Origin of the sequence: Endozoicomonas sp. ALD040, from assembly GCF_049275945.1 — a bacterium.
GTDB lineage: Bacteria > Pseudomonadota > Gammaproteobacteria > Pseudomonadales > Endozoicomonadaceae > Endozoicomonas_A.
Genome location: NZ_CP184829.1, coordinates 5,952,455 through 5,965,381, shown reverse-complemented (window position 1 = coordinate 5,965,381; position 12,927 = coordinate 5,952,455). Strand labels below are relative to the sequence as shown.

Below are 12,927 nucleotides of genomic sequence, written 5' to 3'. Positions count from 1 at the left end.
AATTGTATTATGGACCCAAAAGTAGGCCTGGATGCAGACCTTGTTTTTACTTCTATAAAACACACTTCAAATAACCAGTTAAAAGAACAGGTAACACATCAGGGGTATTCTGTTGCGAGTGTCGAGCCTGTAATCTCCCATGGCGATCAGGGGATGAGGGGTTATCAACAAACACCTGTCAGTTTAAGAAAGTACTCTGCTGATGATGATCGTAGAAGTCATCTATTCAAAAAGATTCACGATATTGTTTCAGGAAAAAAAGGAATTACTGTTAGCATGAATAAAGATAGGCTTATTTTTGATTTGACTAAAAGAAATAATGTGAATCAGGACAACTATTTTAAAGATGGTGAATATCACGCTTTAATCGGAAATGCGTTCGAAGGTACAGATATCCCTGATATAATCAGAGCGGAAAGGCTGATTCCTATTGCTCGGAAAGGCTATAAGGAGAAACAATTAACTGTAGAGCTCAAGGTTGCTCCTGAGGCCTACGTTCATACTTTGTATGGTCAGGAAGTGCTACTTGAAACGAAGCCTTTTACCCCTTTTTATAATCCCCGGGCATTAAGGGATGCTGATACCTCTATGTTAAGAGTCAATATGGATGAATTGGGGTTCACAGATGGTTCGCCACGATATATATTTACCACGGCTCTCGCTCCCTGCATTTGTCTTGCTCTTTTTGACGGGTCTCAAAGTAAACTGCTACTTGGTCATTTTGGGGCTGCTGATTTTTCATATGAAAAGCTGTCAGATATTTACAAGTTTTGTGATCAACAACAAATGAGAAGCCTCGAGTGTCATATTGTCGGTGGCTGGTATCAATATTTAGGTATGGAAAACGGTTTTTTGAGCTTGATCGATTTTGTATCTTCAAAAGGTATTCCCATAAAACAGTTGTTTGTCGGTGACACCCTAGATCGTCCAATGTCCGTAGTTGTAGATACTAAGGATATGAGTCTGTACGGGCTTCCTTTCAAAAGCCTGGACTTTCCGACAAGTATTGTAGAAAGGTTCAGAGCAAAGAAAGAACTCAAGCGCTTAGCCAAATTGTTTCTCCTGACAAAAGATCATAGCCTTTCACTATACACATCTGGTTTGGATGCCTGATGCGAGTTAAAAGTGAAGTGCGAAATAAGGACATTGATACAGAGTAAAGAAGCTCCGGCCTGTTTAACGGAGCTTTTCAAACGTTGCGCGGTCAGTCGTGAAGGTGTTCCGCTGCGTAAAGTGTGTTTTCCAGCAGAGTGGCCACGGTCATCGGGCCCACACCGCCTGGTACAGGCGTGATCCAACTGGCTCTCTGCTGTGCCGTTTCGAACTCGATATCACCTACCAGTCGACCGTCGTCCATACGGTTAATGCCGATGTCGATGACTATTGCACCTTCTTTAACCCATTCACCTTTGACCAGTCCTGGTTTGCCAACGGCAACCACCAGAATCTCGGCTCCGCCTACAACCTCTTTGAGGTCGTGGGTAAAGCGATGAGCTGTTGTTGTTGTGCAGCCTGCCAACAGTAATTCCATGGTCATGGGGCGGCCAACGATGTTGGATGCGCCAACGATCACTGCATTTTTGCCGCGAATGGCTTCACCGGTACTCTCTAGCAGGGTCATAACACCTTTTGGTGTGCAGGGGCGCAGCATTGGGATGCGTTGAACCAGACGGCCAATATTATAAGGGTGGAAACCATCTACGTCTTTGTCAGGACGAATGCGTTCTAATACAGGGTCGCAGTTGATGTGCTCTGGCAGTGGCAGCTGAACCAGGATGCCATCAATGGCCGGGTCCTCATTCAGCTGGTCAATAAGGCCCAAAAGGTCTGCTTCGCTGGTAGAAGCAGGCAGGTCATGAGAAACAGAGTGAAAGCCAACACGTTCACAGTCACTTCTTTTTTTGCCTACGTACACCTGGGAGGCAGGGTCGTCACCCAGCAGAACGACAGCAAGACCCGGTACCCTGAGTCCCTGTACAATCCGTTGTTTGACGCGTTCAGCAATGGAATCTTTCAGTTTTTCGGCAATGGCCTTGCCGTCAATGATTCTAGCGGTCATGGTTCTTGGTGGATGCCTGTTAAGCGGACGAGTTGCCCATTTTATCATGGAAGTTCTTTATTGTTCATGAATTGAATAGGTCGAAGATACCTATAGCTATTAGATGGAGTTCTCCTGGAGTGCCGAGTGACCCGGGTGATTGTTTTCGGCTCAAAAAATGAACGTTTCGAGTCTGGTCAGTCTGGTACTCCTGTGTTAGATTGTTTGCCGTTGGAAGCAAGGCGGAGCTCAAGTCCGGCGACTCGTTGATGGCTCAGATGATTGAATTAAATCGACGTTGACGAGACACTCTCTTCTGGGTAATATTCGCCGCGCTGCAACGATCAGCACATTGGATTAACAGAAAGTTATCCATAACTCGGGGTATAGCGCAGTCTGGTAGCGCGCCTGCTTTGGGAGCAGGATGTCGGGAGTTCGAATCTCTCTACCCCGACCAGATTAATCACTGGTTAAAATGTTCTTAATGTTTAGACGAGTGATGACTTATGATGCGCCCGTAGCTCAGCTGGATAGAGCATCCGCCTTCTAAGCGGATGGTCGCAGGTTCGAATCCTGCCGGGCGCGCCATAATTAACTGTCTCGAAGAGTCGGTTATTGCTGGTGGGCGTAGCTCAGTTGGTAGAGCCCCGGATTGTGATTCCGGTGGTCGTGGGTTCGAACCCCATCGTCCACCCCAGTATGAAAAAAGGGTTTAAGCCCGATATTTGGTTTGTCAAGAGTTAAGCAGCATCAGTAAAGTGCTGTAAGCGGATGTGGTGGAATTGGTAGACACGCTGGATTTAGGTTCCAGTGCCGTGAGGCGTGAGAGTTCGAGTCTCTCCATCCGCACCAGTGAACGATACGGGGATAAGCTTGCTTATCCCCGTTTTTGTATTGGAGAAATAGCCTGTTTGAGCCGGGCATTCTCTCTGCAACTAGTCCGCAGTCCCAGCTCGCTGGTGAGGCGTGAGAGGGGCAGGGGTCTGTTTGTATGATCCGGGGTGCAACCTATAAGTACTTTTGCTAGTCTATGCGCCTTTGTTCCATACGTACTGCAACTCAGGTTTTATTGAGGAACGCAAATGCAAGTCTCCGTAGAAACGACTTCCGGTCTGGAGCGTCGCCTGACAATTACAATCCCAGCCGACAAGATCGATGGGGAAATCAACAAGCGACTGCAGGATCTGTCTCGTCGTGTTCGCCTGGATGGTTTCCGTCCCGGCAAAGTGCCTATGAAGGTCGTTAAGCGTCGCTATGGCCTGGGTGCACGTCAGGAAGTGCTCGGTGAGCAGATGCAACAGGCGTTTGTAGAAGCGATAACCCAGGAAAATTTGAATCCTGCAGGTGCGCCCCGTGTTGAACCCAAGAATGACGAAGAAGGCAAGGATTTTGAATTCGTAGCCATCTTCGAGGTTTATCCGGAGATTGTAGTGGGTGACTTCGCAGGTGTTGAAGTTGAGCGCCCGGTCGCTGAAGTTTGCGATGCTGATATCGATGAAATGGTAGAAACTCTGCGTGCTCAGAGCAAAACCTTTGAAGATGTAGAGCGTGCTGCTGAACTGGGTGACCAGATCGTATTTGATTACGTGGGTTCCTTTGCTTCAGGAGAGAAAGACGGTGAAGAGTTTGACGGCGGCAAGGCTGAGAATGCCACTCTGGAGCTGGGCTCTGGTCAGATGATTCCGGGCTTTGAAGACGGTCTGGTTGGTGTTTCAGTCGGTGAAGAGAAGACGCTGGAACTGACCTTCCCGGAAGACTACCACGCTGAAGAGCTGAAAGGGCAAGCCGTTAAGTTTGCCTGCAAAGTGCACCAGGTGCAGGCTGCCACTCTGCCAGAACTTGATGAGGCATTCTTTGAGCGTTTCGGCGTAGCTGGGGGTGGCGAAGAAGCTTTCCGCACTGAAGTTCGCAAGAATATGGAGCGTGAACTGCGTCAGGCTATAAAGAGCAAGGTTAAGAATCAGGTAATGGACGGTCTGCTGACTACTCACGAGATTGAGGTTCCTTCGCCACTGGTAACTCAGGAAATCGACCGCATGCGTGAACAGGCTGTTCAACGCTTTGGTGGTGCTCAGGGTGGTTTCGATCCCAGGCAGTTGCCTGCTGAACTGTTTGAAAAAGATGCCAGGAAGCGTGTAGCTCTGGGTCTGCTGATTGGTGAAATCGTCAAGCAGCGCGAAATCAAGGTTGATGACGATCGCGTTCGCGCCATGATTGAAGAAATGGCCTCTGCTTACCAGACACCACAGCAGGTTATCGACTGGTACTACAGCAACGAAGAGCAGCTCTCTGAAGTGAAGTATGTTGTTCTGGAAGAGCAGGTAGTAGATACTGTTCTGGAAGCAGCCAAGGTTTCTGATAGCGAATGCAGCTACCAGGATGCAATCAAGCCAGCTGCTCCTGCTGAAGAAGCCGAAGCTTCCGAAGAACAGCTGGCCTGATCAGGGCGTCGTCTAAGGTTTTGACGCGCGCTGCCGTATTAACGCCTTGTGTGCGTCGATAATGTTAGTCACTGTATCACTACAGTGGTTAAACCATGACACGTTTCGCGACCCGCTCTATGCGGGTCGTTCCTCTTCGACTTGGCAAGGAGTTAAGACAGGACATGTCCAGACTGATCGAAACGCAATCCGTGGCAATCACCAATTCCGGCCTGGTTCCAATTGTCGTTGAGCAGTCCGCCAGAGGTGAGCGTTCTTACGACATATACTCAAGGCTACTCAAGGAAAGAGTTATCTTCCTGGTGGGTCAGGTTGAGGATCACATGGCCAATCTGGTTGTGGCTCAGCTACTGTTTCTTGAGTCAGAGAATCCAGACAAGGATATCCATCTCTATATCAATTCTCCGGGTGGGTCGGTTACTGCCGGTATGTCTATTTACGACACCATGCAGTTTATTAAACCGGATGTTTCAACCATGTGTATCGGGCAGGCCTGTAGCATGGGCTCACTGCTTCTGGCGGCAGGTGCTAACGGAAAACGTTATGCACTGCCTCACTCCAGAGTGATGATTCATCAGCCGCTGGGTGGTTTTCAGGGACAGGCGTCTGATATTGCTATTCACGCCCAGGAAATCATGACCATCAAGGAACGTTTGAATCATGTGCTGGCCAAGCATACCGGACAGCCCATGGAAGTGGTTGAGAAAGATACTGACCGTGATAACTTTATGAGTGCCGAACAGGCAATGGAATACGGCCTGATTGACAAGGTTCTGAGTAGTCGCATTCCGACTGACAAGTAAAAGCGTGGAGTTTGAACGAAAATAGCCTCGAGCTGTCTATTCTTGTTCAGACTCCCGAGTACCATCTGGCAGAAACAGATTAAAATCAGGCAAAGGTGGACAGTGAGTGCTTTTGTGGAGGCAGTCTCAGTATTGGTAACAGATTGCCCCAATGTGAAGGAGTAAATTGAATCCATGACAGTTTCTGCCTGAGGCATGAAAAATAGGTCTGACTAACCTCTCGTAGACCATTTTTCTGTAATTTCTCCTGTTTGACACTTGAAAATACGTCCCAATGCCTGCATCTTGTTTTTATGACAGGTGTTGTTCCTCCAACAGGTAATCGAATGACCGACGAAACTAGCGGCAAGGGTGAAGATAACGGCAAGTTGCTGTACTGCTCTTTCTGCGGAAAAAGTCAGCATGAGGTGCGCAAGCTCATTGCCGGCCCTTCCGTATTTATTTGCGATGAGTGTGTTGATCTGTGCAACGACATCATCCGTGAAGAAATTCAGGACAGTGAAACAGAGACTTCCTCTGACAAGCTGCCGACACCCCGGGAAATCAAGGATATTCTCGACGAATATGTGATCGGTCAACCGCGCGCTAAGAAAGTGTTGTCGGTTGCTGTATACAACCACTACAAGCGCCTGCGATATGGCGATAAGAAAAAAGATGATGTAGAGCTGGGCAAGAGTAATATCATGCTGCTCGGGCCTACCGGCAGTGGTAAGACATTGCTGGCCGAGACACTGGCAAGGCTGCTAAATGTGCCCTTTACTATTGCCGATGCCACCACTCTGACCGAAGCAGGTTATGTGGGTGAAGATGTTGAAAATATCATTCAGAAGCTGCTACAGAAGTGTGACTACGATGTAGAGAAGGCCCAGGTGGGCATTGTTTATATTGATGAAATTGACAAGATTTCCAGAAAGTCTGACAACCCCTCAATTACCCGTGATGTATCCGGTGAAGGTGTTCAGCAAGCCCTGCTCAAGTTGATTGAAGGTACCGTTGCTTCCGTTCCGCCACAAGGTGGTCGCAAGCATCCTCAGCAGGAGTTTCTGCAGGTAGATACCTCCAATATCCTGTTTATCTGTGGTGGTGCCTTTGCCGGTCTGGATAAAGTGATTCGGGACCGCACTGATAAAGGTGGTATTGGTTTCTCGGCGGAAGTGAAGAGCAAGGATAGCAAGAAGGATCTGAGTGAAATCTTTAAAGAGGTTGAACCGGAAGATCTGGTTAAGTTTGGTCTGATTCCGGAGTTTATTGGTCGTCTGCCAGTGATTGCCACGCTGGAAGAACTGGATGAAGCTGCTCTGGTTCAGATTCTGACCGAACCAAAGAATGCTCTGACCAAGCAGTATTCAAAGCTCTTCGAAATGGAAGATGTCGATGTCGACTTCCGTGAAGACGCTCTGCGTGCAGTGGCTAAGAAAGCTATGGAACGAAAGACGGGTGCCCGTGGTCTAAGGTCCATTCTCGAAGGTGTTTTGCTGGACTCCATGTACGACATACCGTCAGAGAGGACGGTTTCCAAAGTGGTCATTGACGCTTCCGTGATTGAAGGCAAGTCTGAACCGCTTATGATTTATGAAAACACTGGAGCACAGATGGCAGCATCTGACGACAGTTGACTATAAGTTCGCATTTTTACAGAACCGGGAACCCTGTCAAATGGCAGGGTTTCTTTTTCCCGGGAGCAAATCCACAACCGACCAAAATAGCGGGATTCTGGTAAAACGCTTATTGCTTTATTTTTTCAGTGTTGGATTACATAGGCCCAGCTCTGATGGGGATGACAGAAAAATACAAGAGATACATTGCTCTTGACAGACTTCAAAAACTGTTACATTAACGAATTGGGTCAGCGTTATTGTGGTACTAAGGTCTATAAATTTTACTTGCCGGGTGGGTAGAGAGTCTTGTAAAAAATCAGATCAGTGGCTGTATAGAGAATTGATCGAAAGAAGTTGCGAAGATAAGCTTCTCAATCATGAAAATCTACCACAGTTGGAAGCAATAAACACTATTGTAATTTCCGCAAAAAAGAAGCATCTTAAACCTTAAGCCAACGGTGCTGCACGTTTACAGGATGTTGCCCGTTGTGAGCCGTTCCGGAACATTATAATACCGGAGTCATGTAAGTAGAAATGCCGTAAGGGGACTGAGTCATGGATAAAAACGATACTTTGCATCTGTCAGAGCCCTTTGAGCTGCCATTGCTGCCTCTCAGGGATGTGGTGGTGTATCCGCACATGGTGATACCGCTTTTTGTCGGGCGTGAGAAATCCATACAGGCCCTTGACCTTGCCATGGAGCAAGATAAGAAGATTCTTTTGGTGGCCCAGAAAAATGCCCAGGTCGATGATCCGGTCGTAGACGATATTTTTCAGGTGGGCACACTTGCCAGCATTTTACAGCTTCTAAAGTTACCCGATGGTACCGTCAAAGTTTTGGTTGAAGGTGAGGGCCGTGTCACTATCAATCGTTTGGATGAAAGTAATGATTATGTTACGGCGGAAGTTCAGGAATTCATTGAGCAGGAAGTCAGTGAGCGCGAGTCGGAAGTTCTGACCCGGTCATTAATGTCCCAGTTTGAACAGTATGTTCAACTGAGCAAGAAAGTGCCTTCTGATGTACTGACGTCCCTGACAGGAATCAATGTGCCCTCCAAGCTGGTTGACACTGTCGCCGCTCACATGCCCATGAAGATTGAGGACAAGCAGAAAGTGCTTGAAGTCGAAGATTTGGGTGAGCGGCTGGAATACCTGATCGGTATTATGCAGGGTGAGCTGGATTTTCTGCAGGTTGAAAAGAAGATTCGTGGCCGTGTCAAAAAACAGATGGAGCGCAGTCAGCGTGAGTACTATCTGAATGAGCAGATGAAGGCTATCCAGAAAGAATTGGGTGATATGGATGAGACGCCTAATGAGTTGGAAGAGCTGAAACAGAAGATTGATGATGCAGGTATGCCTGTCGAGGCGAAAGAGAAGGCCATAGCAGAGCTCAGCAAGCTCAAGATGATGTCGCCAATGTCCGCTGAAGCGACTGTGGTCCGTGGTTATATCGACTGGATGATTGCTGTACCCTGGAAAAAGCGCAGCAAAGTTCGTCATGACATGAGGCGTGCTCAGGATATTCTTGAAGCAGAACACTATGGTCTGGAAGAGGTGAAGGAGCGTATTCTGGAATACCTGGCAGTACAGAAACGTGTTCGCAAGATAAAAGGTCCTGTTCTGTGTCTGGTGGGACCTCCCGGTGTTGGTAAAACCTCTTTGGGCGAGTCGATTGCCAGGGCTACTAATCGTAAGTTTGTTCGTATGGCTCTCGGTGGTGTTCGTGATGAAGCGGAGATCCGTGGCCACAGAAGAACCTATATTGGTTCCATGCCCGGCAAGCTGATACAGAAAATGGCCAAGTCCGAAGTGCGTAACCCGCTTTTCCTGTTGGATGAAATTGACAAGATGGGTTCTGATATGAGGGGCGATCCTTCTTCAGCTTTGTTGGAGGTGCTGGATCCCGAGCAGAACAACTCATTCAACGATCACTATCTGGAAGTCGACTATGACCTCTCTGATGTCATGTTTGTTTGTACCTCCAACTCCATGGATATCCCGGCACCACTGCTTGATCGTATGGAAGTGATCCGGATTCCGGGTTACACCGAAGATGAAAAAGTGAATATTGCCCAGCGTTATCTCGTCACCAAGCAGATCAAGAACAGTGGTCTCAAGGCTGGTGAGCTGGAGTTTGAGGAAGACGCCATACGTGATGTCATCCGTTACTTCACTCGGGAAGCAGGCGTCCGGGGGCTGGAAAGGGAAATTGCCAAAATTTGCCGTAAGGCGGTTAAGGATGAAGCACTTTCTGCTCAAGAGCGTTACGATACAGTGACCCCTGAATCACTGGAATATTTCCTGGGGGTTCGCAAGTTCAGCTTTGGTAAGGCGGAAGATCAGGATCAGGTGGGTCAGGTAACCGGACTGGCCTGGACCCAGGTTGGCGGTGAGCTGCTGACTATTGAGTCAATGGCGGTGCCTGGGAAAGGGCAGATTACCAAGACGGGTTCTCTTGGGGATGTTATGCAGGAGTCTATCCAGGCTGCCCTGACTGTCGTTCGTAGCAGAGCCCATTCACTGGGAATTCCTCAGGATTTCCACCAGAAGAATGATCTGCACATTCACGTTCCTGAGGGAGCTACGCCCAAGGATGGTCCAAGTGCCGGTATCGGCATGTGCACAGCTCTGGTTTCTGTACTGACTGATATTCCAGTCAAGGCCGATGTTGCCATGACCGGGGAAATCACTCTGAGAGGGCAGGTGCTGGCCATTGGTGGTTTGAAAGAGAAGCTTTTGGCGGCACATCGAGGTGGTATCAAGACGGTCGTTATTCCGGAAGAGAATCGCCGGGATCTGAAAGAGATTCCGGAGAATATCAAGGAAGACCTTACGATCGTGCCGGTGAAGTGGATTGATGAAGTGCTGGAGATTGCCTTGCAGTATATGCCAACTGCTGACAATGAAGAGCCTATTAAGGATCTTGAAACCGAGGCTGCATCTGGTAGGAGACGTTTAATCAAGACCCATTGAGCATACTGATCCTATTAAAACAACAGGCTGGTACAAGAGTACTGGCCTTTTTTTTGGAGTTAGTGCGCAGAGGCAGTATTGGCGGTTGTTGCCGCTGTTGACAGTTCCCATAAGGCATTGGTATAAACAGCGTCTGCTGTTAAGTAGGCTCTTGTGGGTTTTATGAGCCTGAGAATTATCCGTTTCGGATACAATCTGCAACTCGTTTGATGCTGTTTCGCTTTTTTGCCCTGTTCGATTCTTTCAGATGGAAAGTCAGAGGGTATTTCGAAGTCGTTGTGGCCGTTCTGTAATAAACGGGGAGCTGTTGTTAACTGTTTGATTGGAACATACGATCAGATTAGGCAGAAAACGGCAGAAATTACCGGGTAACCTGCGCTATCGCTTGAGTTTTCAGCTAAAATCACGCAGCATAGCAAAGCACCCGTCAGGTATGGTATCTGGGGCAGTCAGACTGTCTTCAGTACCAACAAGCTATTTTTGGTTATAGCTATTTTTGGCTATAAAAGCATCGTACAAAGAAGGGGAATAGAGTGAACAAGTCCGAGCTGATTGAAGCAATTGCGGCATCTGCTGACCTTCCCAAGGCTGCCGCTGGTCGTGCCCTGGACGCCATGATTAACTCTGTCACCAATGCACTTAAAGATGGTGAACAGGTCGTCCTGGTTGGTTTTGGTACATTCGCTGTTAAAGAGCGTGCGGCTCGAACTGGCCGTAACCCTCAAACCGGTGAGCCTATTGAGATTGCTGCTTCCAAGATCCCTAGCTTCAAGGCTGGTAAAGCTCTCAAGGATGCGGTTAACAGCTGATAGCGCGCCTGGGATGAAGTCCTGAGACTTCAACAAACCACAAAGGAACTGTGGCAAGAATCTGCAGTTGTTTTCAAAAAGGCTGTTAATTTTTTGCTGCTTTCCGAAAAGGCGCATCTTAAGATGCGCTTTTTTTGTTGGTGAAGCCTGAAATTCTGAAACTCCGTTTTACGGGTCAGGGGATAAAGGTCATACCAGCAGCACCTGACACTACGTCTCAAGAGCTCATTCTCAAGAGCTTACAGAGAGGTAAGTGATGTCATCGTAACAGGGCTCGAACATCAGGTTCGTGTCTCTATGAATATAAAGCTAAAGCGAGCCCGGAACCTGAGGTTAGTATGCTCCAATCAATGAGGGATAAGGCAAAGAGCTGGGTAACATTTGTTGTTGTCGGCATCATTGCTTTTATGATGGCGATTACCGGCCTGGAAACACTGGCGCCGAATCCTAATAATCCTAACGTTGCTAGCGTTAACGGTGAAGATATCACCCGTGCCCAGTTGACACAGTCGCTGGAGCAACAGAGAAGAATGCTTATTCAGCAGATGGGTGATCAGTTTGATCCATCCCTGATTGATGAAAAACAGCTCAGGGAGTCTGTTCTTCAATCTCTGATTGATCGCAGTCTGCTGCTGCAGGAAGCCAAAAATGGTGGTATGGGTTTAGGTCAGAAAGAACTGGATGCCATGATCGTTCGTATGCCTGAATTTCAACAGGACGGTAAATTCGACCAGGATCGCTTCATGATGATGGTCCGCAGTTTGGGTATGTCTCCAGCTCAGTTCCGTGTGCTTTTGAGTGACGAAACAGTTTTGCAGCAAATTCAGGCCGGTGTTGCAGGTTCCGAGTTTGTCACCCAGTCAGAGATTAACAGGCTGACTGCCCTGGAAAGCCAGAAGCGTGAGATAACCTGGCTGACACTGGATGTTGCAAAAGTTCGCGACAGTATTGAACCGACTGAAGATCAGGTTAAATCCTACTACGAAGCCCACCGTGATCAGTACATGACATCAGAGCAGGTTGAGATCAGTTTCGTAGAAATGGATAGGGCTTCCATGGTTGAGGATCTTGAAGTCGATGAGCAGGCTGTCCAAGATGAATACCAGCGTCGACTCCAGGACATCGAAGAGAATGCCGCTGATATACAAACAGTGTCCACTATTTTGATTCAGACCGGTGATCAGCGCTCACTGGAAGAAGCTCGTAAAATTGCTGCAGAAGTAGAGTCCAGGCTGAAGGCGGGTGAAGCTTTTGCCAGGCTGGCAGAAGAGTACTCGGACGATCCCGTAACCTCTGCCAAGGGCGGTGATATGGGGCAGGTTCAACCAGGCATCTTTGGTGATACTTTTGATGAAACGGTGGCCTCTCTTGAGCCAGGACAGGTTTCCAGGCCAGTTGAAACTGACTTTGGAGTCCAGATCATCAAATTAACTTCTCGCGAGAAGCCCGTCATTCCGAGCTTTGATGAACTGAAAGATGAAATTGCTACCGGGCTTAAGGCTCAGGAAGCCGAAACCATTTATCTGGAAAAAACCCGTAAGCTGGCGGATATCAGCTTCGAAGCATCTGATCTGGCCCAACCGGCAGAACAGCTGGGCCTGACCATCCAGACGGCAGGTCCTTTTACTCGCCAGGGTGGAAGCACCGATGTAACTTCAAACGCTAAAGTTATTGCAGCTGCCTTCAGTGATGATGTGCTTGAACTGGGTGCCAACAGTGAACTGATTGAGCTGTCTCCAGAAAAGGCCATGGTTCTTAGAGTTAAAAAGCACCTTAAACCAGAATTGCGTCCGATGGCTGAAGTGCAGGACAGCATTGTACAGGCTCTCAAGATTGAAGAAGCACGAGAGCAGCTGGTCAAGAGGGCAGAAGCTCTGCAGGCAAAACTGGTGGCCGGCGACACGGTTAAGCAGGTAGCTGAATCTGAGGGTCTGAACTGGACTGAGGCCAAGACGATTGCCAGAAGAGAGCAGGGCGTTCCTCAACCCCTTCTGATTGAATCTTTCAAAATGCCTCATCCTGAAGACGGGAAGTCGAGCTATGCTTCAGTCGAATTGTCCAATGGTGATATCGCTGTTGTTGCCCTTAGTAAAGTAGTTGAAGGTAAGCCACTCGAGGCAGATACTGCCAGTAATCGAATGATGGCGAGCTACATCGCTAACGGTAATGGACGTAACCTCTTTACCGAGTACCTCAAGAGCCTGAAGGAAACCGCAAAGGTTAAGATCACTAAACAAGAAGAGTGATCTCAGGTTAACCCAATCC

At 48.2% G+C, this 12,927-nt stretch carries 7 protein-coding genes, 4 tRNA genes and 1 pseudogene; 11 read left to right on the top strand and 1 reads right to left on the bottom strand.

Translation table 11 applies throughout. The annotated features are described in order from the left end of the window. Positions 1 to 9 precede the first annotated feature (9 nt). Positions 10 to 1,113, top strand: a complete 1,104-nt coding sequence (locus ACOJUN_RS21590; protein ID WP_422133930.1) for a hypothetical protein — start codon at positions 10 to 12, stop codon at positions 1,111 to 1,113. Between the two features lie 91 nt (positions 1,114 to 1,204). On the opposite strand, the gene folD is transcribed toward ACOJUN_RS21590, so the two are convergent. Then, the gene (gene folD, locus ACOJUN_RS21585) at positions 1,205 to 2,059 is read right to left on the bottom strand and encodes a bifunctional methylenetetrahydrofolate dehydrogenase/methenyltetrahydrofolate cyclohydrolase FolD (protein WP_422133929.1); all 855 of its coding nucleotides are present in this window, start codon (positions 2,057 to 2,059) and stop codon (positions 1,205 to 1,207) included. 359 nt (positions 2,060 to 2,418) lie between these two features. Here folD and ACOJUN_RS21580 point away from each other — a divergent pair. The 10 genes and pseudogenes from ACOJUN_RS21580 (at position 2,419) to ACOJUN_RS21535 (ending at position 12,908) form a co-directional block, all read left to right on the top strand. Beyond that, positions 2,419 to 2,495 (top strand) — tRNA-Pro (locus tag ACOJUN_RS21580). Between the two features lie 54 nt (positions 2,496 to 2,549). After that, positions 2,550 to 2,626, top strand: a tRNA-Arg gene (locus tag ACOJUN_RS21575). A gap of 33 nt (positions 2,627 to 2,659) precedes the next feature. Then, positions 2,660 to 2,735: transfer RNA gene (locus tag ACOJUN_RS21570), tRNA-His, on the top strand. 70 nt (positions 2,736 to 2,805) lie between these two features. Beyond that, positions 2,806 to 2,890, top strand: a tRNA-Leu gene (locus tag ACOJUN_RS21565). A gap of 230 nt (positions 2,891 to 3,120) precedes the next feature. Next, entirely contained in the window at positions 3,121 to 4,479 is a 1,359-nt protein-coding gene (gene tig / locus ACOJUN_RS21560) for a trigger factor (protein WP_422133928.1), read from the top strand. A 164-nt stretch (positions 4,480 to 4,643) separates the two neighbouring features. Beyond that, the gene (gene clpP, locus ACOJUN_RS21555) at positions 4,644 to 5,282 is read left to right on the top strand and encodes an ATP-dependent Clp endopeptidase proteolytic subunit ClpP (protein WP_422133927.1); all 639 of its coding nucleotides are present in this window, start codon (positions 4,644 to 4,646) and stop codon (positions 5,280 to 5,282) included. A 326-nt stretch (positions 5,283 to 5,608) separates the two neighbouring features. After that, complete coding sequence (gene clpX / locus ACOJUN_RS21550) at positions 5,609 to 6,898, top strand: ATP-dependent Clp protease ATP-binding subunit ClpX (RefSeq protein WP_422133926.1); 1,290 nt, start codon at positions 5,609 to 5,611, stop codon at positions 6,896 to 6,898. 561 nt (positions 6,899 to 7,459) lie between these two features. After that, the gene (gene lon, locus ACOJUN_RS21545; protein WP_422137112.1) at positions 7,460 to 9,853 is read left to right on the top strand and encodes an endopeptidase La; all 2,394 of its coding nucleotides are present in this window, start codon (positions 7,460 to 7,462) and stop codon (positions 9,851 to 9,853) included. 530 nt (positions 9,854 to 10,383) lie between these two features. Beyond that, a pseudogene (locus ACOJUN_RS21540) lies at positions 10,384 to 10,662 on the top strand (HU family DNA-binding protein); the annotation flags it as partial. A 338-nt stretch (positions 10,663 to 11,000) separates the two neighbouring features. After that, on the top strand, positions 11,001 to 12,908 hold the full coding sequence (locus ACOJUN_RS21535) for a SurA N-terminal domain-containing protein (protein ID WP_422133925.1): 1,908 nt from the start codon (positions 11,001 to 11,003) through the stop codon (positions 12,906 to 12,908). The last annotated feature ends 19 nt before the right edge of the window (positions 12,909 to 12,927 follow it).